The following is a 26,478-nucleotide window of genomic DNA, read 5'->3' as shown; positions in this document are numbered from 1 at the left end:
TAAATCCTGCAGTAAATCAATACTTTTACTTTAAAAATTCACGGTTCACTGTGTCTGTACAGCTTTTAGACAGGTATAATGCGGCGCGAATCAATAATGCCCTGCTGTACAGAGTATTAACCGATCGCCCAGGCAATGGGCAGTCGTAATTTTAGAATGATGGCGAGTTACCGATACTTTATATGAAAAACCTGAACGTAGAAAAAGTACTAGATGTCCACCATTGGAGCGATAACTTATTCAGCTTTAAAACCACGCGCAGCCAAAGTTTAAAGTTCCGTAACGGTGAGTTTTTAATGATTGGATTGCCAGAAGAGCAAACCCGCCCCATCATTAGAGCCTACAGTATTGCCAGCCCAAATTATGAAGAGCATCTGGAATTTTTCAGTATTAAAGTGCCCGATGGCGCCCTTACTTCTAAATTACAGCATCTGGTTAAAGGCAGCGAAATTGTTGTCAGTAAAAAGCCAACGGGCACATTGGTTATTGACGATCTAAAACCTGGCAAACGACTGTTTTTATTTGCAACCGGCACCGGTTTAGCCCCCTTTATCAGTATTATTCAAGATCCGGAAACCTACGAAAAGTTTGATCAGATAATTCTATGTCACGGTGTTCGATTTATTCAGGAACTAGCCTACCGAGACTTTATAGAAAACCAACTGCCTCAGCATGAATACATCGGCGAGCTAATCGAGAATCAGCTAGTCTATTACCCAAGCGTCACCCGCGAACCCTTTAAACACCAGGGCCGTATTACCAAGCTGATCAACAGTAAGCAGATGTTTAAAGACTTGGACATTGATGGGCTTAATCCTGAACATGATCGCGCCATGATTTGCGGCAACTCGGAAATGCTGCAAGATATATCAGAGCTACTGGATAACGCTGGCTTCGAAATCAGCCCCAAAATTGGCGTTCAAGGTGATTATGTTATTGAGCGAGCGTTTGTTGATTAAAGCTCGTTTTCGAACTTAAATTCCAAGTACACTGACACATTACCTCTTTAAGCTATTTTTGCTTAACCTTGCACTTCGTTGTTGAATCTGCGAAATCACATAAAAAGGTTATGTCAGAAATGCAAAAACTGAAAATAGATTCAAGTTATGGATAAATGTTTTGAAATATTTAGGCAGCAGAAACAATGTTCTTTATATTGCAACCATAACCTGAATCAATAGTCTTACTGGGCAACCAGCTCCACACGTCGGTTTTCGCTACGGCCTTGCTCAGATTTATTGCTCGCCACTGGAGCAGTATAACCAACGCCCCACGATTTCAATCGGGAAGCCTTTATACCATAATCGTTAACCAAAACATTTTTTACTGATGCCGCACGTTGCTGTGATAGTTTAATATTATAATCAAACCCACCTTGATTATCAGTGTGACCTACAACCAGTAACTTCAAGTCAGAGTTTTTCTTTAATAACTTTCCTATCTCATCTAGCGTCGGCTTTGAGTCATTTTTAATGGTTGCTTTATTGGTATTAAAATACAATCCGTACAAAGCAACTTTCCCATCTTGATCAATTTTCTCTGACATTTCATTGGCTTTAATTAAAACCACCTTGCTTTTCTGGGCTTTTACTTCAATAACATCAACTTGCGCGTAAACACCACGCTCTTCAGCAACATGCAAGGAAACATAAACATCACCCTGCGGACTGGACTTTTTAAGTGCCTGATATCGAGTACTATCACCCTTAGTATTTATGAAGCGTTGCGATAACGTTCGTCCGGGAGAGCGGCGATTAAAGTTATACCCGTTGCCATTACCACACGCACTCTCTCCATTACACTCAAACAAACTTTCAAAACCATTAGCGAACAGTGCATCCTGATAGGCTCTAAAAACAGCAAGTGAGCTTGCCCCTTCAGGTGCTTTATAGGTAATACGATAAAGCTCTCCTTCCAGTCGTTTTGTATTTTGTGCATTTTTTGTTTCTAAGCTGCCATTAGACGTTAAAGGCTTAACAATCAGTCGGTATTCATCGAAATTACTGTGGCTGTATATAATAATTTCAGAGCCTTCGAACCGGCCTGCTAAAGGATGGTCTTTCGAACCTTTGATATCTGCAGCAAATACCATAAGGGTGTTACAGGTTAAGAGGGATATTAATAAAATAAAACGTCTCATATCATTACTCCTTTATTTAAAATACTCACTAATTAATCTTTATGAATTTGCAATCTTCGAACCTTTTAAACCTTGCACAAACGAACGCTGTTACTTGATATTTTCTTAACTGCAACGTTTATAAATATGTTCTTTCACATCTAAATCACGACCACAGGCGTAATTGGTTTCGGATGATTGATAAACAAAGTGATTGGCTTCCAGAATTTTTATCGAGGCAGAATTATCAAACGCAGATCGCGCGTAGAGTGTTGGTTCCTTTAACTCATTTAGAAACAATGAAACAGCCTGCTGACCTACGCCGCAACGCCAAAATTGTTTAATAATCCAGAAGCCGACTTCTCTACCCAGTTCGGAAGGAAATACAACAACATTACCGGCAACTGATTGCTCACCTGTTTCGTTGCTGACCAAAATAGTCCTTAACTTAATATCCGCATCGGTCAAAATGCGGTGCCATTTGTCTTCGAAGGCTGCTTTATCCTCGGGATTTTGTGCGGTAAATGCTGCCATGTGTATGGCATCTTTGTCTTGTTGCATGTCAAAAAATACAGCAAGATCAGCGGGTAATAAACGCCGTAAAGAAACCTTAGCAACAGGCAGCATAAGCTTTATTTCCTTTATTTTTTCAAAGCCTTCTTGGCTCTATCAATCACCAAATGAACCCGCAGGACCAGGGAACACAACCGGGCTTTCAAAGCCGTCTTTACTGACACTGGCGACCCCAAAGTAATAATTATCAATGACCACATTTTTTAACGTGTACTCATTAACATTACCCACAAACCGGCTGAATTGCCACTGGGGCTGATCGGTATAACGCCAATAGATTTTATAACCCGCCAAGTTTGCCTGTTCATTTTTTGCGGCAGGCTGCCATTTTAAGGTTGTGCTGGGTTGAACAGCACCAGATATTTCCACACCCGAGGGCGGTGCCGGCGCCCACGCCATACCCGCCAAAGAAACCGCATTTAACGCCGTCAACTTAGCGGCATAGTCAAAATTAACGCCATCAATAGTGTCTCCATAAGTGACGCCATTTTCAGTGCGTAAATCTTGATGCTGTCGATCATAATGTTCATTGGTTTCCATAATGCGCACACCGGGTATGCCCACGGCATTAAACGGACGATGATGACCACCACGGCCAAACCGATCAAGCCGATAAACCAGCATGGTATCCAGGTTGGGAATATACTCATCGGCCATGCGATCAATGTATCGGGCAAGGTTTCGGCTGGGCGAGTCTACCTCGCCGCCGGTAAACCGTCGTATGCGGGCTTCTTTTTCAGTTTCAACCACGCGCGTCCCTTCGGAAAAAATTCGTGCGGTCGTATTATTGATTACACCATTGATGCCTTCGATATTACCGATCATATCGTTGTTTAATACCGCTTTGATTTTCCAGCCTTGTTTTAATGCGTAATCGGCAACAATTTTACCGCCAAACAAACCCTGCTCTTCGCCCGCTAATGCGGCATAAATGATCGAGCCGTTAAATTTACGTTGCGATAAAACACGAGCGGCTTCAATAGTACCCGCTACACCTGACGCATTATCGTTTGCCCCCGGTGAATCGGAAGTTTCATTTAACGGATCCGTCACTCGGGAATCGATATCCCCAGACATAAGCACAAAGCGATTCGGATCGGTTTCACCTCGTTGAATCGCAAGTACACTGACCACTTCGGTAGGTTCCGGAATTCGTCTCTCGCCCGATATAGTGTCACTCACCATAATGACTTCCAGACAACCGCCACATTGCCTGGAAATTTTTTCAAATTCGGCTTTTATCCATCGACGTGCCGCACCTATACCACGAGTTTCTGACTGGGTTTCCGATAACGTATGGCGAGTGCCAAAGCTCACTAGCTTTTGAATATCCTGTTCAATGCGATTTGCTGAAACTTGTTCAACAATCGAATGCATTTTAGCGGTATCGTTTTCAAAGCCTGCAACTTTACTTTGGTTTGCTGCATTAGTTTGATCGTTATTGGCGCAAGCGGTTGCCCCCCATGCCAGTAACGCAATAGCGGAAGCCTGCTTAATAGAGAATTGTTTAACAAACATTGTTTTACCCCTCGTAAAACAAACATTGCCCGATAAATGTTATTTACCGGGCAATGTATTTTTATTTATCTTCTTTATCGTCTTCTAATTGCTTGGCGTGGTCTAGCTCAAACGGAGGAATTTTATTACCTTTCTTTTTCCCTTTCAGATAAAAATTCATCCAACGCATTAGCCGCTGTGCATAATCAAGCTGCGCGGCGGCGCGACGATTACCATGACCTTCGCCGGGATAGTAAACCAGACGAACCGGAGTTTCTGTACGGGTTTTGATATAACGATACAGTTCCATCGACTGTGCCGGATGTACTCGCGTATCGTTTTTACCGTGCATGATCAGAATTGGCGTTTTCGCTTTACCCGTATGATAAATAGGGCTGCGCTCTAACATCCACTGCCATTTATCCCACGGATAATTTCGCGCGTGTACGTTGTACATTTCAACAGGAATATCGGTGGTACCAAACTTGGACAATTGATTTGATATACCCACAAACATAACACTTGCGGCAAAATGTTCACTTAATGCAGTTGCTGCCCACGCCGAAGCGTAACCACCATAAGAACCACCAGTAATGCCTACTCGCTCTTTATCTATCAGACCTTCATTGGATAAATGCGTGATGGCATCCACCAGGTCATTAAACTCAGCACCGGCATAATCGGCCTGACCTTTTTTACTGAACTCAACACCTTTACCTGTACTGCCACGGTAGTTTGGTAAAAACACGGCAAAACCATTACCGGTTGCGTGTTTAATTGGATAAGAATATCGATCTAACCACTCATTACTGATGTGGCTTTCCGGACCGCCATGAACCATCATAATCAATGGGTAGCGTTTGCCTTTCTTATAGTTCACCGGATAAACAAAAATGCCGTCCAGTGACAAACCATCTCTAGCCTGATAAGTCATGGAAACCTGCTTTGGCATTTTTATATCTTCAAGCCAGGAATTGGAATTTGTTAAACGCTTAAGTTTACCGTCGGATACCGAGTACACCTCTCTTGGGTGTTGTGGCGTTCCCATGGTTGCAACCATATTGTTGCCATTACTGTCCACATCAAAACTGCTAAGCGCAGCTTGTCCGAGCGGTAATAAGTTTTCAACCTTTCCAGAATCCAGATTGATTGTTGCCACTTCACTGGATGTGCCAATATGCCCAAGATAGGTCAGTTGATAATCCGAAGTCCAGGCAATATCTTTTACATGCCCCTGGTAATTCTTTAACACTTCATCTAATTTACCCGTTCGACTGTTGGCAACAAATAAACGCCCCGCTGCCGGATCATTTTTATTTTCAGCACCAATGATAGCAACGTATTGACCATCAGGAGACCAGTGCGCAGCACCAAGCTTTCCTTCCGTCTTGAATGATTGCGTAGCCACACCATTGGTTTTAAACACTTTATATTGAGAGCGAGTGTAATTGTCATCAATATGAGGCGTTGGCGTTACTCGTGCTAAAAATAAATCACGACTGGGATGATGCTCAATAGAAAGCACATTTTCATCAATATTTTTAAGGACTTCTGAGGTTTTCTTGTCTTTGGTTAAGTCCACCCGGTAGACACGCGAGAACTCGGCATCTTCCTCGTATACTTCTGCTTTAAAACCTTTTTTCTTTAATTTTTTTTCGTGCTTATCTTTTTTAGGCTTAGCGATATAAAGCAGTGATTCACCCGTATGATTTAAACTGAATGATGCAATATTATTGGTGTGCTCAAATACTTTTTGAGACTCACCACCATCAACAGGTATACGATAAAGTGATTTAAACTTGTCGTCATTTCGTTTGGCCAAATAGTATACATACTGATTGTTGTGACTCCAAGCAATGCTCGAAACATTCACTTCACCAGTAATGTAAGGGCGTGACTTGCCGTTATTGTCAGTGATATGCAGCTCAACATAATGTCCACCATCATCCGACTGATAAGGTTCTCTTGGGATGACTAAAGTGTAGGCTGTTTTACTGCCATCGGGCGATACTTTCGACGTGCCAACATATTGCGTTGTTACGGTTTCTTTTAATGTCATGACATGCTTTTTTGCGGCAAACGCCGGAGCTAAAAGCAGCAGGCATAACCCCCCTGTTATTAATCGATTCACGTTAACTATCCTCTCTTCGATTTTTAAATGTAAATGGTCTTATTAAGTAAATTTTATTTTTCTGATTAAACGTTATTCAATTGAAACATTATTTTTTCAATCAATACTTTTCAATCAATAACGGCAAGCTTGTATAGTTACTAACCAGTAATTTCATGTAATCTTAGCTAATACTAACGACTATTTTTAACCGAATAAAGACTCTGTAGCTTAATGAATGACTAGTCAACTTGTATATTCAAGTTTAATTTGGTATTCACTACAAATTTGACTGAATTTTATCGCGGCTACTATGTCACATTTAAATGTGAAATATCACGCCAGACAACCGTGTTTTTTGTATCAAAAATTGACGCCAGCTCCTGTTCATAACGCTGCTCTACCTTTTGCCGTCTTAATTTTAATGTCGGCGTGATCAATTCATTCTCAACGGTCCAGTCTTCATTTACGATTAGCATGCCTTTGATTTGCTCATGCTTTTCCAGGGTTTTGTTAAGCGCTTCCAGGCACTGTTTAACGTGTTTTGTGTAAGACTTCTTAAAAGAGTCGCTCCAGGCGGACAAAACCACAGCAACCACAACAGGGTAAGGTAAGTTAGCGCCCAGTACACAAAGATGATCCGCCTCTAACTCACCAGTTAGCTGTTTTTCTAATGGCACAGGTGAGACATATTTACCTTTCGATGTTTTAAAAATATCTTTGACCCGTCCGGTAATGGTTAAATAACCATCTTCATCGATTTCACCCAGATCGCCGGTGCGAAACCAGTCATCCTGAACCGCCTGCGCCGATAATTCTTCTTGCTTGTGGTAGCCGTCCATTAGACTTGGATTACTTAATAGCACTTCACCATTGCTAGCAATGGTGCACAGCGCATCAGGAAACGGTTGGCCTACTGTACCGGCACGCCGCTTTCCCGGTAAATTGATGTGAGAAAAACCGCAGGTCTCGCTTAACCCGTAAGCTTCACAAATTTCTATGCCTATTTTATCAAACCAGTTTAAAGTTGAACGGGGCAAGCTGGCGGCAGCTGACAACGCCAAACGTGTTTCCGACAAGCCCAGTTTTTTTAAAACCGTTTGTTTCAAAAAATTACCGATGTAAGGCATACGAAACAAACAATTAGCGATATAACGACCGCCTAACCTTGCTTCAACTTTTTGTTTTAATTTTAGCCATATGCGTGGCACAGCAAAAAAGATGGTCGGTTTAACCGATTGCAAATTGCTGGCAAACTGATCGAGCGACTGAACAAAACTGACCTGAGCACCAAAATAGACGGCGCACATTTCAACCGCCATTCGCTCAGCCACATGGGCAAGTGGCAAATAAGAAAAAAATCGATCGCTTTGCCTAATTTCAAAGACTTTCTCAACTGAGTTGAGCGCCGAACTGATTGCACGATAAGAGAGACGAACACCTTTGGGATCACCGGTTGTGCCACTGGTATAAACTATGGTTGCCAGCTCTTCAGCATTGGCTTCATACACATGTTCTAAAGGCGAATGTTGTGCAATAAGATCATCGATATAAGGTATTGCCGTTTTTGGCTCCGCCATTTTTCGATCAAACATAGAGATCAATTTGATATTGCTAAAACAATGAGACCTGGCTTGCCAGTCAAATAACTTACCGACAAAAGCGAGTTCAATATCCGCGTGGTTAAGAATATAGGAGATGGTTTTTTCACCCGCCGTCGGATAAATAGGCACACTAATGTGTCCTGCCATCAAGATAGCCAGATCGGCAATAAACCAGTGAGCACAATTTAAAGAATAGATTGCAATATGGCTGCGGGGTGGTAAATCGGATAATGAGTGGGCTATACAAGATGCCTGATGCCATACCGTCTGAAATGAATATTCCTGCCATTGTTTGCCATCCGGCTGGCGTAAAAAGATGGCTTCAGGTGTGTGGTGTTGCCAGTGTTTCAGGCGCTCAACCGGTGAGTGGAACCCGGTAAGTGATTGCGTATTTTGTTGATTATTTTTATCGATAGAATCGCTTGCGCTCATTACGTTTAAAACTCTGTTTTAAATGATTGCAGCAATCTAGCATATTAACCCGACACACACTATTTGCAGCGCAATATTTTGCCTTAAGAATTACTGAAAAAGTAGAGCCCAAAGCATAAAAAAGCCGCTTAAAAGCGGCTTTTTTATCGTTCAATACCCAGTCGTTATTGAGACTGCTCCGCAAGGAACAACCAGGTTTCAATCACGGTATCGGGGTTAAGCGAAACACTGTCGATGCCCTGCTCCATCAGCCACTGGGCTAAATCCGGGTGATCCGAAGGCCCCTGCCCGCATATACCTATGTATTTATCGGCATCATTACAGGCCTTGATAGCTTTACCCAATAAAGCTTTAACGGCTTCATTACGCTCATCAAACAGATGCGAAATAATACCTGAGTCGCGATCCAGCCCTAGTGTTAACTGGGTTAAATCGTTTGAGCCAATTGAAAAACCATCAAAGTGTTGCAAGAATTCTTCGGCCAGAATCGCGTTCGAAGGCAACTCACACATCATAATCACGCGTAAACCGTCTTCACCGCGTTTTAAACCGTTTTCAGCCAGCAGCTCGATCACTTGCCGTGCTTCATCAGTGGTGCGGACAAAGGGGATCATAATTTCTACATTGGTGAATCCCATGGTATTGCGCACCCGCTTAATAGCTTCGCACTCTAACTGGAAGCAGTCGCGAAACTCTTCCGAGATATACCGCGAAGCACCACGAAACCCTAACATGGGGTTTTCTTCTTCAGGTTCAAATAAATGGCCACCCACCAGATTCGCGTATTCGTTTGACTTAAAGTCAGACATACGAACTATCACTTTTTCGGGCGCAAACGCACATGCCAGAGTAGATATACCTTCTACCAACTTGCCTATGTAAAACTCTTTTGGTGACGAGTAACCCGCCATATGCTCTTCGATCTGTTCTTTTAAATCATCATCGTCAAGGTCATCAAAACCGAGCAGTGCTTTTGGATGAACCCCAATCATACGATTGATGATAAACTCCAGTCGAGCCAGTCCAATACCAGCGTGAGGCAGTCGTGCAAAGTCAAAGGCGCGATCAGGATTACCCACATTCATCATAATTTTGAAGGCTAGATCGGGCATGTTATCCACTGCATTTTGACTGATTTCAAAATCAAGCAAGCCCTGATAGATATTGCCGGTATCGCCTTCTGCGCAAGAGACAGTAACTTCCTGCCCTTTGCTGATGTGCTGGGTGGCATCGCCACAACCAACAACCGCAGGAATACCCAGCTCACGGGCAATAATTGCTGCGTGGCAGGTTCGACCGCCTCGATTGGTCACAATCGCTGAGGCACGCTTCATAATCGGCTCCCAGTCCGGATCGGTCATATCCGTTACCAATACATCACCGGGCTTTACACTCGCCATTTCACTGATATCACTGATAACCGCCGCAGGGCCTTTGCCAATTCGTTGACCAATGGCGCGACCTGTCGTTAGCACATCACTGGTTTCTTTTAATAGATAACGTTCAATAACATTGCGGTTATCCCGGCTTTTTACCGTTTCTGGCCGAGCCTGAACAATATAGAGCTTGCCATCGGCACCGTCTTTAGCCCACTCAATATCCATGGGCCGTTGATAATGTTGCTCAATAATTAGAGCCTGACGCGCCAATTCTTCGGTTTCAGCATCGGTAATACAAAATGCCTGTCGTTGTTCCATTGGGACAGCAACCGTATCAACGGACTTACCATGCTCGTCCGAGTCACCGTAAATCATTTTAATCGCTTTACCGCCTAAATTACGACGTACTACGGCGGGTCTGTCTGCTTTTAAGGTGGGTTTATGCACATAGAATTCATCCGGATTCACAGCGCCCTGAACCACGGTCTCACCCAATCCGTAAGCACCGGTGATAAACACAACGTCATCAAAGCCTGACTCGGTATCCATTGTGAACATAACCCCACTGGCGGCTATATCACTGCGGATCATTTTTTGTACACCGGCGGATAAAGCCACCAGCTTATGATCGAAGCCCTGATGAACACGATAGGCAATTGCCCGATCGTTAAATAATGAGGCAAATACTTCTTTTAGCGCCAGCTTTACATTGTCAAAGCCACGAACATTCAGGAAGGTTTCCTGTTGACCAGCAAAAGAGGCATCGGGCAAGTCTTCCGCTGTGGCTGAAGAGCGCACAGCAACCGCAAACTCTTCGTTTGCATCGCCTTTTAGCGTTTTATAGGCTTGCTCAATGGCTTGCTCAAGCTCAGGAAGCAGTGGTGTGTCAATGATCCACTGTCTAATTTTGGCGCCGGTTTCCGCCAATTTATCGACGTCGTCAACGTCTAATGTTTCCAGTTCCTTGTGGATTTTATCGTCAAGGCCACTTTGGCTGAGAAAGGTTCTGAACGCTGAAGCAGTCGTCGCAAAGCCATTGGGTACACTCACACCAACATTTGCCAGATTACTGATCATTTCACCGAGTGATGCATTTTTACCGCCAACCACTTCGACATCGTCCATTCCTAAGCCGTCATACCAGAGGACATAGTCTTGCACTGTTTCTCTCCTGAATTTCTCCTGAGCCAGATGTTGTTTTATGTTGCGAATCTGGCGATACTTTGTGAGGCATTATTGTACTTGATGGACATAAAATATGAAACGTACCGTATTCTTTATTTCAGATCGCACCGGCATAACCGCCGAAATGTTAGGTCAATCGCTGCTCAGTCAGTTTGAAGAGGCAGATTTTGAAAAAATTTCGCTGCCTTTTATTGATAATGAGAAAAAAGCTCTTGAGGCAAAACAAAAAATTGATCGCGCTGCAGAGCAAGGTGAAGCGCAACCCATAGTCTTTGACACCATAGTGACGCCGGAAATTCGCAAGGTCATTATGGAAAGTAAAGGTCTGGTTTTCGATTTTTTCCATACCTTTATCGGTCCACTGGAAGATGCATTAGGTTTAAAGTCGGGCTTTCGTGTGGGAAAAACCCACTCTTACGATGAAAAGGGTCAATACGATTCACGTATTGATGCCGTAAACTTCGCACTGAATAACGATGATGGTGCTACCACGCGCTATTACGATAAAGCCGAATTAATTTTGGTGGGCGTCTCACGCTGCGGCAAAACGCCAACGTCACTTTACATGGCGATGCAGTTTGGTATTCAGGTTGCCAATTACCCGTTTACCGAAGAAGACATGGAAGATTTAAAGTTACCGCCGATGCTGAAAAAATACAAACACAAACTGTTTGGATTAACCATAAAGCCGCACAGGCTACATGAAATACGAACCGAACGCCGCGCAAACAGCCAGTACGCCTCATTAAAACAATGCCAGATTGAAGTGCGTGAAGTTGAAGCCTTAATGCGTAAAGAGAAAATTCCTTATATCAGTACAACCAGTAAATCAATAGAAGAAATTGCCACAAAAATAATGATCAAGTCAGGTTTAAAACGTATTTCATTTTAATTGAATTGAAAGCTGCTTTATCAAAAGATAAAAAAAGGCGGTATTAACCGCCTTTTTAATCACATTACTTAAAATGCTTTACATTAATGGATCTTGATCAGCGCCTTCTTTATCAATTTCCGGTGGCATCAGGTCTTCTTTCTTCACGCCTAAAGCAAGCGCCGCTGCACTGGCAACATAAATCGATGAGTAGGTACCAATAAGTACACCAACGATTAATGCGGTAGCAAATCCGTGGATCAGCTCTCCACCAAATACAAATAACGCGGTTAATACCAACAAAGTTGTTATCGAGGTAATTAATGTTCGAGTTAATGTCTGATTCAGTGAACGGTTCATAATTTCAAGCGAACTGCCGTTACGCATTTTCAGAAAGTTTTCCCTAATTCTGTCGTAAACAACAATAGTATCGTTCAATGAGTAACCGATAACAGCCAGTATTGCTGCTAATACGGTCAAATCAAACTCAACCTGAGTAAAAGAAAAGAAACCAGCAACAATAATTACATCGTGCGCTAATGCCGCAACCGATCCGAGAGCAAACTTCCACTCAAATCGAATAGCAACGTACACCATGATACAAAATAGAGCAGTCATTAAAGCGAGACTGCCGTCTTCTTTAAGCTCGTCACCAACGGCAGCGCTTAAAAAAGCACGTCGGACTTTTTTAACATCCGACCGTTCTGCTTCCAGTGCCGATAAAACAACAAAGTCGAGTTTATCGTTATCAATATCAATGTTATTTGGCAGCTTAATGGTAACGTCCGAAGAAGAGCCAAAGTATTGAACAACAGCGCCTTGAATATTTTTTGCATCCAGGGCTTTATGAATTTCCTGAATTTCAACAGGCTCATCGTACTTTACCTGGATCATGGTTCCGCCAGAAAAATCCAACCCAACGTTTAATCCTTTGGTGGCTAACGATGTGATAGAGCCGATCAATAATAACGCTGAAAATATAACGGCGATATTTTTAAATTTTAAAAAAGGAATATTAAAGTTCATAATTTTTCTCCTCCGTTACACAGCTAACTTTCTTACGGTTTTGCCACCGTAAATCAAGTTGATAAGTGCACGACTTCCGACAATTGCTGTGAACATTGAAGTTAAAATACCGAATAAAAGAGTTATTGCAAATCCGGCAACAGGACCCGTACCAATGGCAAATAAAATCAGTGCGGCAATCGCCGTTGTAATATTTGCATCGGCAATGGTTGAGAATGCTGCATCGTAACCGTTATGGATCGCTTGTGCTGGAGATACGCCATCTTTTAACTCTTCTCGAATACGCTCAAATATAAGCACATTCGCATCAACCGCCATACCAACGGTTAATACAATACCTGCCATGCCCGGCAGAGTTAAGACAGCGCCTATAAGACTCATTACACCAACAATAAGTACCAGATTACACAGCAGTGCCAAATTAGCGACCACACCAAATACTTTATAACGCACCAACATAAACGCCAGCACCATTACAAAACCAATGACAATTGAGAATAAACCTTTCTCAACATTTTCTTGGCCAAGACTTGCACCAATGGTGCCATCTTCAACAATATAGATTGGGGCTTTTAACGAACCTGACTTTAGAATTAGAGCAAGGTCACTAGCGTACTGTTGCGTAAATGAACCGGTAATTCTAAAGCGATCTGGCAGTGTCGATTGTATGGTTGCTACACTGACCGCTTCTTTATTTATTTCTTCATCTATTTTAATTAACTCACCTTGTTCATTTTTAACAAAATCACCGTATTCATTTTTCTTGAAAATAGGAGCGACTTCAGTAAGTACAATTGCCATTCGTTTACCAATATTTTTACTGGATTCTTTAGTCATAATCGAACCACCAACCGAATCCAAACTTATATTGATTTGAGGCAATCCTCTCTCGTCCAAACTGGTTCCCGCACCGGTAACATGCTCACCATCGAGCATCACTTTTTTATAAACCAGTACTGGTCGCCCGTCAGTTTCATACAGTAACTCGGAGTCATACGGTACTCGACCATTTATTGCATCAGCCACACTTCGCCGATCATTCGCCATACGAAACTCTAGTGTTCGGGTGTCACCGATAATGCTACGCGCGCTGGCGGTATCTTGAATACCCGGTAATTGAACCACAATTCGGTCACTGCCCTGTCGCTGTACTAATGGTTCAGCAACACCAATGGCGTTAATACGATTATTTAAAGTGGTGATGTTTTGTTTAATGGCAAAATCTTTGATTTCTCTAACTTTGGCATCGGTTATATGAAACACCAACTGGAACTCACCATTTACTTCACGATCATTGATTGTAAACCCTTGCAATTGATTATTTAATTTAGAGAAGGCTTCTTGCTGCAGTTCTTCCGTTTTAAACTTTGCAATAATGGTTGTTTGATCGGTAGCGGAAACACCTTCGTGATAGATTTTTTCGTCGTACAACTCCGACTTAATCGTGGTGACGGCTTTTTCCTGCTCTTTTTCAAACAAGTTATCCATATCCACTTCTAACAGAAAGTGAACCCCACCCCGAAGATCAAGCCCCAGTTTCATTGGACTTAATCCAATATCAGCCATCCAATCGGGTGTTGCAGCGGCCAAATTTGCGGCAACAATAAGATTATTTTTTATGGACTCTTCGTCGTGCCCTTCAATATATTGAAACGCAATACGTTTGGCTTCATTTTGATCGTCAGAGTTTACTAATCGGATTAAACCACGACTGCCTTCTAGCTCATGGCTTTTAATCTTGATGCCTTCATCTTTAATGGCTTTTTCGATATTTACAATTAACTCTTTAGGAATTTCACTGCCATTTTTATCGGAAATTTGTACCGCGTGATCTTCACCAAATAAATTTGGCAAAGCCAAAAACGCGCCTAAAGCAATAACTATAACAACCATAAAATACTTCCACGCGGGGAAAGTATTTAAAGGCAATTGTCGTGGTTGACCCAAAATCATACTGATTCCTTATTATTTTTTATCGATAGTACTCTTAATTTGAGTTTATTCTTTAATCGACTTTAAAGTGCCTTTCGGTAAAACCGCGTTTACTGCGTGTTTTTGCACACTTATATTAACGTCATCGGCGATGGTAATGATGATGTAGTTGTCAGTTACTTTGTTTACTTTGCCTAGCACTCCACCGGCCGTCGATACTTCATCACCCTTATCGATGGCTTCAATCATTTTTTTATGTTCTTTTTGACGTTTTGATTGAGGACGAATAATCAAAAAGTAAAAAATAACAACAAATAAACCCATCATGATCCAGAAACTGACTGGGCTGCCACCTGGTTGCGCTGCTAATAACATAGTAATCCCCTAAAATTTAAATGTTAAAAAATAAAATATTAATACTGGTTAACTTTCATTCAGCGCAGGGACATCTAGCCCTCTGCGTTGATAAAAGTCGGCCACAAAGTCGGCCAATGTACCTGTTTCAATGGCGTCTCGCAAACTTGCCATTAACCGCTGATAATAACGTAAGTTATGGATAGTGGTTAACCGGGCGCCTAAAATTTCACCACACTTATCGAGATGATGCAGGTACGACCGGCTGTAATTTTTGCAGGTGTAACAATCGCAAGCCTCTTCGATTGGGCCGGTATCCCTTTTATGGGGACTGTTACGCAATCTTACAACGCCATCGGCAGTAAATAAGTGACCATTTCGAGCATTTCGTGTGGGCATAACACAGTCAAACATATCAATACCACGACGAACCGCTTCGACAATATCCTCTGGTTTGCCAACCCCCATTAAATAACGGGGCTTTTGTTCAGGCAATAATGGCACCGTGTAATTCAGTACCTGTTTCATCTCTTCTTTGGTTTCGCCCACAGACAAACCGCCTAGCGCGTAACCATCGAACCCAATTTGCTTTAAACCTTCTGCGGATACTTGCCGTAAATCTTCATACATGCCGCCCTGAACAATGCCAAATAACGCATTAGGATTATCGCCATGGGCTGTTTTAGAGCGCTCGGCCCAACGCAGGGACATCTCCATGGAGCTTTTGGCCTCTTCCCAGGTGGCCGGATAAGGCGTGCACTCATCAAAAATCATAACAATATCAGAGCCCAGATCACGCTGAACCTGCATCGATTCTTCAGGTCCTAAAAATACTTTTGAGCCATTAATCGGTGAACGAAATTCAACCCCTTTCTCGGTTATTTTGCGCAATTCGCCCAGACTAAACACCTGAAAACCACCGGAATCCGTTAATATGGGCCCTTGCCAATGCATAAAATCATGCAAGTCACCGTGTTGTTTTATAATTTCAGTACCCGGACGCAGCATTAAATGGAATGTATTTCCCAAAACGATTTCCGCACCAATGGCTTTAACGTCATCGGGTGACATGGCTTTTACCGTACCGTAAGTACCAACTGGCATAAAAGCAGGTGTTTGCACCTTGCCACGCGAAAAACTCAATTCACCACGGCGAGCAACACCATCGGTTGCCATCAATTTAAATTCCACTGTTTGACCTCTTAAAGTGAATCATCGGCAGTTGACTCCGGTTGCGAGTCTAAAAACTGGGGTTCTAAAAACATTGCGTCGCCATAGCTGAAAAAACGATAGCGATTATCCACCGCGTGTTGGTAGGCTTTCAAGATATTATCTTTACCGCATAAAGCGCTAACCAACATAATCAAGGTCGACTCTGGCAAGTGAAAGTTGGTTATTAATGCATCAATTGTTTTAAACCGATAACCGGGATAAATAAATATATCGGTATCACCCGATGTTGCCTGTAACTCACCATTCAGCGAAGCACTTTCAAGACATCGAACACTGGTAGTCCCTACAGCTATCACTCGGCCGCCTCGCTGGCGGGTAGCTTTCACCAACTCGACTACCGATTCTGGCACCGAAAATCGTTCCGAATGCATCTGATGCTCATCGATTTTATCAACTCTAACCGGAGCAAATGTGCCTGATCCCACGTGTAACGTCACAAAGTCCCAGGCCACACCTTTACGTTTGAGCTGCTCAAATACCTGCCCGGTAAAATGTAATCCGGCGGTTGGCGCAGCCACTGCGCCTGATTCTTTGGCGTAGACCGTCTGATATCGCTCTGCATCAAATGCTGTATCACCCCGATCAATGTAGGGTGGAAGCGGCATGTGACCATGCTGCTCTAATACAGTCATCACCGGCACTGAACGATCTAAAGTGCTCAGCTTAAAAAACTGACCTTCTCGCCCGGTTACTTCAAATTGATAATCAGCAACATTTATCAAAGAGCCTGGCTTAGGCGAATTGCTGGCTTTGACCATTGCAATAAACTCGCACTCATCAAGCACTCGCTCAATCAATATTTCTACTTTGCCGCCGGACTCACGAGAGCCTAATAAACGAGCCGGTATCACTTTTGTATTATTAAAAATTAAACAATCATCAGAACCAACTAAATCCACGATATCCGAAAACTGACGATCACATATTTCCGCAGCCGCATTTAAATGCAGCAGACGGCTGGCATCACGCTGCTCAGCGGGATAACGCGCAATTAGCTCATCAGGCAATTCAAATTTAAAGTCAGATAGTCGCATGGCACTTTGACAGTGTTTAAATGAGGCGCAATTCTACCTGAAATAGTGGTCAATAACGAGAGTCTAATAAACAAGAAAAAGGCCGCAATAGCGGCCTTGGAATGATTGTTAAAGTAAAAAGTTAACAGCTATTACCACTTTCTGGCCAGCAGTTGCTTGTGTTGCCATTTTTATCGGTCCAAGTTTTAACCCCGGCTTGATTGATAGACAATGCACCATCTTTACCGGTCATGGAGTTTTGAGGCGTTGCCCTAATAATGTAAGTCGATGCCGTCACTGTACCCAATGACAGCTCATAATAAGGATTCGCTTCACCAACAGGAATGTCTTTTTCAAATGTAGTATCTGCAGCCGCTCCGGTATAGCGCATATTAACCGCTCGATGCCTTTCCATTGCACTTACTGCGTTTAACATTGCAGCCATACCGTCCGCTCTTTTTGAGCGAACGATATAAGCCTCGTAACTAGGATAAGCAATTGCAGCTACCAAACCAATAATGGCGACAACTATCATCAACTCAACAAGAGTAAAACCTGACTTTTTCATATAAAACATTCTCTTAATTTAATCCTGAATATGACGCCACTTAACCGGAGTCAGCCGTAATGGAGGCTCTTTTAAAACTCCGTCCAATACATTTCGTCCAACTATGACTATTGGCTTTGAATTAGTAGGCAATAGAATTTGCGGTTCGGGTGAAATACCATCGCCAGGCAAATTTAAAAACAAATCATTTTCGTCAATGATATTGTTATTATCAGTGTCGATATAAGGTTGTCCATCAAGTGCAGAAATGGCATAAAATCTTGAGCTTCCAGCAGCAGCTTCACATGCCGATGTTAATGAAGGAGGTAAATAAGTTGTAAATAAAATCTTATTGTTAAATGTAACCGCTTCCCCCATAACCTTTTCGCCGATAGTTGAAAAATCATAGTACCAGCCATACTTTTGATTAACGTCATCATTTATAGCCTCGAGAACCTTACTTTCACCACTTTCAGCATCACCGAAGTTACCATTTAGCTGAACCAAGTCAGAGATGTTAATATCTTTAGTGAATGTGCCACTGAATGCGCCATAATCCCTCAATGAAAATATCATCTCGTTAACTGTTTTATTAAGTGGGTTTGCACGATAACCGGAGCCAATGGTGACGTTCACAAATGTTTTACCGGTTATAGGATCTCGTAAAATAGCCACGTCCGGAGAAACGTAAAAGCGTCGGTTATTGACCAAGCCACCAGCCCCTTGAAGATTTGCAATTCGACCACCAGTGATGTTGCCAGTAGAATTATCAACATCAAATCTGAAAACCTGAGCTTTTAAATCTGATACATAAATATTGTCAATTAAGCCATCATTATCAAAATCTACTGCTTTAATATTCGATGGTACTGCATCCATTGAATTAACAGCAGATACTGAGCCGGAATCCCAGATATGCTCACCTGTTAATGCATCAGCAATATAGACTCTGTCACCTAAAGTGGCATCTACAGAAGCTTGTTCGGTGCTATCATGAGCATCATCATAACCACCACCAAAAATCATCACTAGACGATTCTTTTCTGACTCATTTGTTCCAATATTCATTCGGGTAATGACAGGTCGTGACCAAGTTTCCCCTAACCGGGTAAACTTGGATCCTGCATTTTCTCTATTTAAATGAAACATTAAAGAAGGCGCATCAGGATCTGTAATATCAAAAGCATAGTAGGAGTTTCCACCACGTCGCATACCAGCATACAAATATACAGACTCTCCTTCATCCGCGGCTGAATTGCCATTTGCATCGTCCACATAAACAGCAATTTCGCCATCCATGCCATATTTATGGCTAGTGGTACTGTCATTTTCTTTTGCATGTTTTAATAAGTGCAGCAATTCAGAGGGAATAAATGACCAAACCTCTTTACCGGTTTCTGCTTCAAAGGCATGTAAATAGCCATTGTTAGTGCCAACATAAAAGACCGATCTCTCAATGAAGTCATCTGGATCTGTTGTTGTATTATTGGGTGTATTATAGGCAACCAAAGTAGGTCTTGAATGAAGCGGGTCACCAATAACTCTATGTGGCGTTGAGTCTGAGCTATCTGCTAGATCATAACCAAGTCCCCACTTTATAACCGCTTCCTTATCTTCGTCATCTACTGCATTAAGCATACCTAGTGTTATATTTGCATTGTCAGTAGTTATTGTATTAGCGGCAGAGGTTAATTCAGATGAATTATTTAAGTTTGAGTATAATGTTCTTCCAACTTCTTGTTGTTCTGCAACACCACCTTCCGGCACAACATTTCCATCTTGTTTAGAACTCCACCAACTTTTAGCATAATCTTCAAATTGACCAGTAGTGTCATCCACTGCTAGCTTTGGTTCACCATTTGCATCAAGCGTTCTACTGACCACTTTCCCGCCATCTAATTGATATCGCTTAACGTTGCCTTCCCAAACTGGTTTATCGGTTGGTCTAAATAATGAAAAATAAAGTTGATCATTATGGGTTAAGCGATTGTACTGATTTACAGACAGGCCGGGTGCAATAAAAGTAGAGTTAACTTTACGAATATCACCAACAATTGCTTTAAAAGCTTCCAATAGATCCGCTTGATCATTTGCGGAATAATAACCATCAATCTCTATATCTTTACCATCTTCTTTTAGGCTCATAGTAAGCGCATTAGATTTGTTGTTACCCGCAAGAGCCATTCTTTTAAGAACTTCGGAGTCGATACCAAAACCAATAGTATGAGTACGAACAGTTTGCTTTTTGCTGAGGACGTCATTTAAATCAGTTGAAGCGAGGTGACCAGCAATTTGAATAGCACAATTTCCGCCTCTACCATTAGTAGTATCACTGAAACCATCGTCACAAGATTCTCCTTCCCAGCGATTGTAAAGCGCTGGTGTGTCACTATCCATCCAGGTAGGTTCACCATCGGATAAAAATACAATATGGTTGGTTGCACAGGCTTCCTTAATGGGAGAATCGTACATAGCACCCTGAGTTATATACTCAGACTTACAATCTGCAGATGAAGGGTTAGTATCGGTACAGCCCGACGGCCTGTTTAAAGTACCGAAATATGAGTTTGGATGACTAACTCGAGCATTAGCTCTATGATTATCAAAACTCCCTCTATTCAAACCATACCGGACTTCTTCACCTTTAAAGTATAATCCAGCTTCAGCCATAACATCAGCAATAGGTGTCCAGTTTTGGTGGGTTAACCCTCTAACCGCATTTTTAAGATCTTCACGTGCAGTAATTGTATTAGGCTGATAGCGGCCTTCGTATTCAATGTATAACTTTGGCGCTCTATTGACATTATTGTCACGGGTGGTACCACAACGTTCGTTACCAGTCGATTCAATATAGAAGCCTAAGTCATTACCAGGCAGCCAACCGGTTCGATTTATAACGTGCTGGACACTAGTACTTAGATCAACTGTATTGTAGTTACGACCACTTTGCCATCCACCAGGAGCCCAGGATACCCCGGGTGCTTTGGCCGCATCAGGAAAATCTTTGTTTCTTGACGTAGCAGTATCCATATCCAATGCATAAATAGTGTTAGAAGAACTGGATGTATGAGTGTCACAGGCATAAAACGTAATAAACGCTCTTCGGATGGTTGCTCCTTGAGGAACAAGAATATTTTTAAACCTTAAACCTACATCATTATTGTTTTTCATATTAAGGTAACTGCCATCTCTGGTATGAGTAGGAGTAAACTCAAAGTCATCTTTTGAAGCCGAAACCTGAGAATTGATACTTCCTTTTATACAGCCCGTTGCACCGGTCGGTAATACAGAAGAATACTTTACCCTTAGAACAGGTGCTGTTCCGCCCGGCGTTTCGTAAGTATAGGCGTGTCTTTCATCACCGGACAGATGCTGAACCTTAAAACTCATGGCATTTCTGCCACACCAGCCAGTTCGATCCACAACTTCCTGAACCATTGTTTTCAATTCAGGTGTAGAATAAGAAACATCTTCTTCCCAGTCAGTAGGCTGCCAGTCAACAGAAGCCGTAGTTGATGTTCTTGAACTGACAGAGGTTGGATTTGTTGTAAACTGAGCTGCATCATCAACATTCTCGGCAAAAATTCTATAAGCAGCATCGCCACTGGAAGCTTGTTTGCTTGTAAATGAAATAGAGGCGGAAACTATCAGTGCACCTTGAGGAATTAAAAGATCTTCAAACCGTAATCCAATTGTATTATGAGTATTCAAATCCATGGACGTACCACCAACTAAAGTCTCACTACCATCGGTGTATTCTTCAACATCATTAATCCCCCTATCGATTGGCGCAACAACACTTGGGTCAATCGGTCTGTTAATATTGGTAACAGGGTATAAAATAGGGCCACCGGGCACCGTAAATCGTGACAGCCCTACATTTGATTCTGGCAAAGTCTCAATCAATTGAAGCAAGGTGTTCTGAACGACTTCAAGCCTGTCAGGACCGTCTTCGTCTGAAGTCGCATCTGAACTCATACTTCCAGAGGTGTCAACAATGAATAAAATATTAGGTATTTGTGGATTCCGGTTACTTTCACTGTAAAAAATTTCTGTATCGTCTGCATAGGCCGACGACACGCAAAATGCAGTGTAAATGCTAAAAAAAACTGCCACTTTTAAATACTTTGTCAATTTACCCATTACTTACCTCCCGCAATATGCATTGCGTAATCTTAAACTTAAGAATCTTGTCCACTGCAAAAAGCAGTTAACTGAAAAGCCCATAATTCAACAGAATCTGTCAACTCATAACCAGAGCTGGTTGAGTCAACCTCATAAAGCTGACAGTTCAAGCCACCTTTTCCTTCTCCAGTACTAAATCCGGTACATAGAGTTGGCTTGCAACCTCGTGCCTCAATAGTAAGCTTTGCTTCAATTTCTGAACCATCAAACTTATCAGTTCCACAAGTTCCTTCTTTACCCTGCTCATTGACACAAAACTCAACCGGGCCTCCAGCCACTCGAACCCTATGCAAGATGTGAGTATCTAGTTCATCATCACCATCATTCGCCATTTCAGTAAAAGCATTTACGCCAGACTCAGCAACACTAAATGTCATATTTCCCTGATGCATGTTAGTGGCCATTCGTTCTTGCAAGACACTGTTTCTTACGGCTGTAATCCCTAACACCATTAGAACAGCCAACAAAATTAATGCTACAAACAATGCAGCGCCGTTCTGTTTAGAATTGAACATCAATAAATTCCTCTTTACTCACTTCTTAAAGCTAAAAATGCTTGATTTGGAATCATAATAGTTTTCTGAAAAACCCGTCTTAATCGTAAATCGTTTGTGTCTAGTGACATATCCAATACATCAAATGTTTCTTCTTCTGCTTGGTTTCTAACATTATCGGTTGATCTAAGAAGAAGCCCCACTTGTACAGAAATTACTTCTTTTGCATCCGATAAACCTGCTGCATTAACATACTGATTAACAACACCATCAGTGTCAGAATCGAGACCGTACAGCACCTGGAATGACTGTACATTTTCAACAATAGGTTGTGCGACAGCGCCACCATTACCAAGGCACATTAAACTATCTCCAGAAAGAGAAAATATATTTTTAACGACCGTTCCTGTAACACTGCTTCCGTTACAATCTATACCTGTACCTGCAGGCACTTCTGTTTGAACGGCCAAAGTATCATTACCAGTAGCGCCACCATCTGCTATATCACTAAACGATACTGCTGAATCAATGCTTGGAGCAACATCCTCAAACCAGCCCGCATTCTCTACAAATCGCTCAATAAAAAGCAAAGCGAACCGGCCATCAGTCTGCAAACCACCTAGCTGGTCTTGAGTCCTGTAACTTTGTTTTGTCCCTAACATTAAGGAAATCACACCAGCAAGCAAAATAAGCCCAAGGATCCCAGCAATCATCAACTCGACTAAGCTAAAACCACTGTTTTTATTGAAGGCTACTCTCATGGGATAATCTCCAATACAACACAATCTTTCCCCTGATTATCAGGTACACCTACACTCGAACATTGGTTATTCAAGATAGTTCTCTGCCCAGTATCTTGCCGCGCTTGTGCTACATCCCATGAAACAGCAACTCTACTGCGCAGTCCACTAACGTTTCTCACGTAAATTTCACCGCCAGGCAAATCACGGCTTGCCACCTGGCATAACTGCCATTTATCAAAGTTAACTAGCTCCTCATCGTTACAGTCGCTTCCAATACAAGACTTCACAGCAGAGCAGTCATAGGGTTCACCAGCATAATCCTCAATCACATCTGCAAATGTTGTTATTCCGTCATAAATGGACATTCTTGTTGTTCGCATTCTCGACGCGACTGACTCAGCTATCTCAGTTGCCTGACTTCGGTAATAGCCTTCCTGAGAACTGTTAACGCTGGTTACTTGCATGGCAGCGACACCTAAAAGGCCAATTCCTAGAATCAGCGTTGTTACAAGAACTTCTATTAGGGAAACACCATCTGTCTTAACAAATTTCATTAGCAACTCCCTGAGGCAGCATCGTGATTGCTGACACTACCACCGTTTGAAACGGTAAAAACCTTTCCCGCTCCAACTTCATTACAGGTCAAAAAATTTATAATTCCCTGGCCATCACTGCGAAATCCTGTTGGACCAAAAGCAATATGAGTAACACTATCAGTAACATTGAGTGATATACCTTCACCACTGCACTCGAGTGCTTGTAGTAGATCGTCATTTTCTACTGCATCATTTTCATCAGCATCAGTGCCGACTCTATATTGAAGATTGTCCCCACTTAAAATCTGTACAACAATCGTCTGTTTCGATGAAATAGCTTCTGACTTGGCAAACTGAACCGCAGAAGCCACTTTGTTAGAACAAGATGTAAGCTGATTTCTTTGAATAGTGCTTTGATATGCTGGAATTGCAAATGCAGCTAATATAGCTACCATTGACACAGTCACCAAAAGCTCAATGAGGGTAAAACCTTGATTTCGCATTAACATTCATCTAATTAAAAAACCTTAATCTAATATTAACGCGTTACTTTGAACATACAACTGAGGGGCGACAAGCGCATTTGGCTTGCCGATAAGCGGTTAAGTGACTGATTTCAAATGCGAACTCAATCACATTTAAGGTGAAATATCGCTTGTTAGCGAAGTTCCGTAGGTAATACAAATACGATATCTTCAGGCTTGCCTTCGATTTCTTCGGCTTCAATTCCACCCATAGACTTTAGTTGCTCTATTACTTGTTTGACGAGAATTTCGGGCGCAGATGCACCGGCAGTAACCCCTACTTTAGAAACATCTTTTAGCCACTCACCTTGAATTTCCTCAGCATTATCAATCAGGTAAGCGGTGATCCCTTCTTTTTCGGCAAGTTCACGCAGGCGGTTTGAATTTGAACTGTTTTGAGAGCCTACTACAAGCAAAAGATCAGCTCGAGATGCAAGCTCCCGTACGGCATCCTGACGATTTTGTGTAGCGTAGCAAATGTCGTCTTTCCTGGGTCCCTGGATATTGGGGAATCGTGTTTGTAACGCATCGATAATCTGCTTGGTGTCATCCACGGATAACGTGGTCTGAGTGACAAAATGCAAGTTGTTCTCATCTTTAACTGCCAACTGCTTTACATCTTCAACCGTTTCAACCAGATAAATTCCTGACTCACTGTTGTCGTATTGCCCCATGGTTCCTTCAACTTCCGGATGACCTTTGTGACCAATAAGAATGCATTCCTGCGCTTTTTTACTGGCGCGTGCGACTTCCATATGGACCTTGGTAACTAATGGGCAGGTGGCATCGAATACTTTGAGGTTACGCTCTTTTGCCGCTTGCTTGACCCGTTGTGATACCCCATGCGCACTAAAAATACAGATGCTGTCTGAAGGAATTTCTGAAATATGCTCAACAAACACAGCGCCTTTATCGCGCAACCCATCGACTACAAACTTATTGTGGACCACTTCATGACGCACATAGATGGGAGCGCCAAACACTTCCAACGCACGGTTAACAATTTCAATGGCACGATCGACACCGGCGCAAAAGCCGCGAGGATTGGCTAACAAAATTTCCATAGTGTCACCTTAATGGGTGGTAGGCGGTGTGTTCACCGACAAAATTTCAACGTCGAATGTTATCCGTTGACCGGCCAGAGGATGATTAAAGTCAACTTTTACCGAATGCCCCTGTATCTCACTGATTATACCGGGAACGGAACTGCCGTTAGGCTGCTCAAATGCAACCACCGAACCTTCTTTAAGCTCGATATCCGATGGAAACTGATGCAAATCCATAAATTGAATTAAATTTGGATCCGACTCGCCAAAAGCATCTTCGGCGGATAACGTGAAAGACTTTGACTCTCCTGCCCTCAAGCCTAGCAGCTCACTTTCCATTGCCGGACTGATCGCATCGCCACCCATTTCAATCACCGATGGCTTACCGTTTGCCCGGCTGGAATCGGCAACACTGCCATCGCCAAGCTTAAGCGTCATATGGGTATAAACTAAACTGTCTTGTTCAACAATTTGATCAATCACTTCTGTCATTTGGACTTGCTTTCACTCTTTTTGTTAGGACTGGGCTTTTTATCAGAGCCAGTTCTTTTAACCATTTCACTATCTTTGTCATCATGATTAAAAAACAGGCTTTCGATAATCAACATAACAGCCCCAATGGAAATTGCGGCATCGGCAATATTAAACGCCGGCCAATGGTAGCCAGACTTGGACACATACCAGTCAATAAAATCAATCACATAACCGTAACTGAGACGATCATAAACATTGCCAATGGCGCCACTCAACACCAACGCCAATGCAATACTAAGCCAGCGTTCGGTGTGTTTTAACCGGCTTAACCAGACCAGTAATACGATACTGATAACAATGGCAAAAATGGATAGCGCCCAGGTTTGCCAACCACCGGCATCCGCCAGAAAACTGAATGCCGCTCCATAATTATAAGCCAAGCGGAAATCAAAGTGAGGCATCACCTCAATTATCTGACCACCAGCCAAGGCCTCGTTGGCCCAAAGCTTGGTCCATTGATCAATAATCAAAACCAATACTGTTAGCCAAATCCAGCGCAGCCCACTATTAAACAACTTATTCAAGGATAACTGACTCATGA

22 protein-coding genes are annotated in these 26,478 nt (G+C 42.4%); 2 read left to right on the top strand and 20 right to left on the bottom strand.

What is annotated here, in order from left to right:
- Positions 1 to 182: 182 nt before the first annotated feature.
- Positions 183 to 959, top strand: coding sequence for a ferredoxin--NADP reductase (locus C8D97_RS09755; protein WP_109763587.1), 777 nt, complete (start codon positions 183 to 185; stop codon positions 957 to 959).
- A 224-nt stretch (positions 960 to 1,183) separates the two neighbouring features.
- Here C8D97_RS09755 and C8D97_RS09750 read toward each other — a convergent pair whose 3' ends face one another.
- From C8D97_RS09750 to ppsA, 6 genes are all read right to left on the bottom strand, one after another.
- The gene (locus tag C8D97_RS09750) at positions 1,184 to 2,140 is read right to left on the bottom strand and encodes an OmpA family protein (protein ID WP_109763586.1); all 957 of its coding nucleotides are present in this window, start codon (positions 2,138 to 2,140) and stop codon (positions 1,184 to 1,186) included.
- Between the two features lie 105 nt (positions 2,141 to 2,245).
- A complete protein-coding gene (locus C8D97_RS09745; RefSeq protein WP_109763585.1) occupies positions 2,246 to 2,746 on the bottom strand; it encodes a GNAT family N-acetyltransferase in 501 nt (166 codons plus the stop codon).
- A gap of 42 nt (positions 2,747 to 2,788) precedes the next feature.
- A complete protein-coding gene (locus C8D97_RS09740; protein ID WP_109763584.1) occupies positions 2,789 to 4,210 on the bottom strand; it encodes a M28 family peptidase in 1,422 nt (473 codons plus the stop codon).
- Between the two features lie 61 nt (positions 4,211 to 4,271).
- Positions 4,272 to 6,320 (bottom strand): S9 family peptidase, encoded by a 2,049-nt coding sequence (locus C8D97_RS09735; RefSeq protein ID WP_210204904.1) that lies wholly within the window; start codon positions 6,318 to 6,320, stop codon positions 4,272 to 4,274.
- A gap of 290 nt (positions 6,321 to 6,610) precedes the next feature.
- Positions 6,611 to 8,335, bottom strand: a complete 1,725-nt coding sequence (locus C8D97_RS09730) for an AMP-binding protein (RefSeq protein WP_109763583.1) — start codon at positions 8,333 to 8,335, stop codon at positions 6,611 to 6,613.
- A 164-nt stretch (positions 8,336 to 8,499) separates the two neighbouring features.
- A complete protein-coding gene (gene ppsA / locus C8D97_RS09725; protein WP_109763582.1) occupies positions 8,500 to 10,875 on the bottom strand; it encodes a phosphoenolpyruvate synthase in 2,376 nt (791 codons plus the stop codon).
- A gap of 97 nt (positions 10,876 to 10,972) precedes the next feature.
- Here ppsA and ppsR point away from each other — a divergent pair, with 97 nt between their 5' ends.
- Positions 10,973 to 11,791 carry a posphoenolpyruvate synthetase regulatory kinase/phosphorylase PpsR gene (gene ppsR / locus C8D97_RS09720; RefSeq protein ID WP_109763581.1) on the top strand — a complete coding sequence of 273 codons (819 nt, stop codon included), beginning with the start codon at positions 10,973 to 10,975 and terminating at the stop codon, positions 11,789 to 11,791.
- A 78-nt stretch (positions 11,792 to 11,869) separates the two neighbouring features.
- Here ppsR and secF read toward each other — a convergent pair whose 3' ends face one another.
- The 14 genes from secF to lspA all read right to left on the bottom strand — a co-directional run bounded on the left by secF (position 11,870) and on the right by lspA (position 26,476).
- A complete protein-coding gene (gene secF / locus C8D97_RS09715) occupies positions 11,870 to 12,796 on the bottom strand; it encodes a protein translocase subunit SecF (protein WP_109763580.1) in 927 nt (308 codons plus the stop codon).
- Positions 12,797 to 12,811: 15 nt separating this feature from the next.
- Positions 12,812 to 14,749 carry a protein translocase subunit SecD gene (secD, locus tag C8D97_RS09710; RefSeq protein WP_109763579.1) on the bottom strand — a complete coding sequence of 646 codons (1,938 nt, stop codon included), beginning with the start codon at positions 14,747 to 14,749 and terminating at the stop codon, positions 12,812 to 12,814.
- A 45-nt stretch (positions 14,750 to 14,794) separates the two neighbouring features.
- Positions 14,795 to 15,103: a preprotein translocase subunit YajC gene (gene yajC, locus C8D97_RS09705; RefSeq protein WP_109763578.1), complete on the bottom strand. Its 309-nt coding sequence runs from the start codon at positions 15,101 to 15,103 to the stop codon at positions 14,795 to 14,797.
- Between the two features lie 48 nt (positions 15,104 to 15,151).
- Positions 15,152 to 16,258 carry a tRNA guanosine(34) transglycosylase Tgt gene (tgt, locus tag C8D97_RS09700; RefSeq protein WP_425348732.1) on the bottom strand — a complete coding sequence of 369 codons (1,107 nt, stop codon included), beginning with the start codon at positions 16,256 to 16,258 and terminating at the stop codon, positions 15,152 to 15,154.
- Positions 16,259 to 16,284: 26 nt separating this feature from the next.
- A complete protein-coding gene (gene queA / locus C8D97_RS09695; protein ID WP_109763576.1) occupies positions 16,285 to 17,349 on the bottom strand; it encodes a tRNA preQ1(34) S-adenosylmethionine ribosyltransferase-isomerase QueA in 1,065 nt (354 codons plus the stop codon).
- Between the two features lie 121 nt (positions 17,350 to 17,470).
- The gene (locus C8D97_RS09690) at positions 17,471 to 17,896 is read right to left on the bottom strand and encodes a type IV pilin protein (RefSeq protein WP_245411423.1); all 426 of its coding nucleotides are present in this window, start codon (positions 17,894 to 17,896) and stop codon (positions 17,471 to 17,473) included.
- Positions 17,897 to 17,914: 18 nt separating this feature from the next.
- The gene (locus C8D97_RS09685) at positions 17,915 to 22,018 is read right to left on the bottom strand and encodes a PilC/PilY family type IV pilus protein (protein WP_109763574.1); all 4,104 of its coding nucleotides are present in this window, start codon (positions 22,016 to 22,018) and stop codon (positions 17,915 to 17,917) included.
- Between the two features lie 38 nt (positions 22,019 to 22,056).
- Positions 22,057 to 22,575, bottom strand: coding sequence for a pilus assembly PilX family protein (locus C8D97_RS09680; RefSeq protein WP_109763573.1), 519 nt, complete (start codon positions 22,573 to 22,575; stop codon positions 22,057 to 22,059).
- Between the two features lie 14 nt (positions 22,576 to 22,589).
- Positions 22,590 to 23,315, bottom strand: coding sequence for a PilW family protein (locus C8D97_RS09675; protein WP_109763630.1), 726 nt, complete (start codon positions 23,313 to 23,315; stop codon positions 22,590 to 22,592).
- A complete protein-coding gene (gene pilV, locus C8D97_RS09670) occupies positions 23,312 to 23,851 on the bottom strand; it encodes a type IV pilus modification protein PilV (RefSeq protein ID WP_109763572.1) in 540 nt (179 codons plus the stop codon). The genes C8D97_RS09675 and pilV overlap by 4 nt, the downstream gene beginning before the upstream one ends.
- Positions 23,851 to 24,336 (bottom strand): GspH/FimT family pseudopilin, encoded by a 486-nt coding sequence (locus C8D97_RS09665; RefSeq protein ID WP_170115206.1) that lies wholly within the window; start codon positions 24,334 to 24,336, stop codon positions 23,851 to 23,853. Before C8D97_RS09665 ends, pilV begins: the two co-directional genes overlap by 1 nt.
- 155 nt (positions 24,337 to 24,491) lie before the next feature.
- Positions 24,492 to 25,421: a 4-hydroxy-3-methylbut-2-enyl diphosphate reductase gene (ispH, locus tag C8D97_RS09660; protein ID WP_109763571.1), complete on the bottom strand. Its 930-nt coding sequence runs from the start codon at positions 25,419 to 25,421 to the stop codon at positions 24,492 to 24,494.
- 9 nt (positions 25,422 to 25,430) lie between these two features.
- On the bottom strand, positions 25,431 to 25,895 hold the full coding sequence (gene fkpB / locus C8D97_RS09655) for an FKBP-type peptidyl-prolyl cis-trans isomerase (RefSeq protein WP_109763570.1): 465 nt from the start codon (positions 25,893 to 25,895) through the stop codon (positions 25,431 to 25,433).
- A complete protein-coding gene (gene lspA, locus C8D97_RS09650) occupies positions 25,892 to 26,476 on the bottom strand; it encodes a signal peptidase II (RefSeq protein WP_109763569.1) in 585 nt (194 codons plus the stop codon). Before lspA ends, fkpB begins: the two co-directional genes overlap by 4 nt.
- Between the last annotated feature and the right edge of the window lie 2 nt (positions 26,477 to 26,478).

The organism is Pleionea mediterranea (genome assembly GCF_003148745.1).
Lineage (GTDB): Bacteria > Pseudomonadota > Gammaproteobacteria > Enterobacterales > Kangiellaceae > Pleionea > Pleionea mediterranea.
The sequence above is the reverse complement of the archived record's forward strand: the minus strand, read 5'-3'. Positions and strand labels throughout refer to the sequence as shown.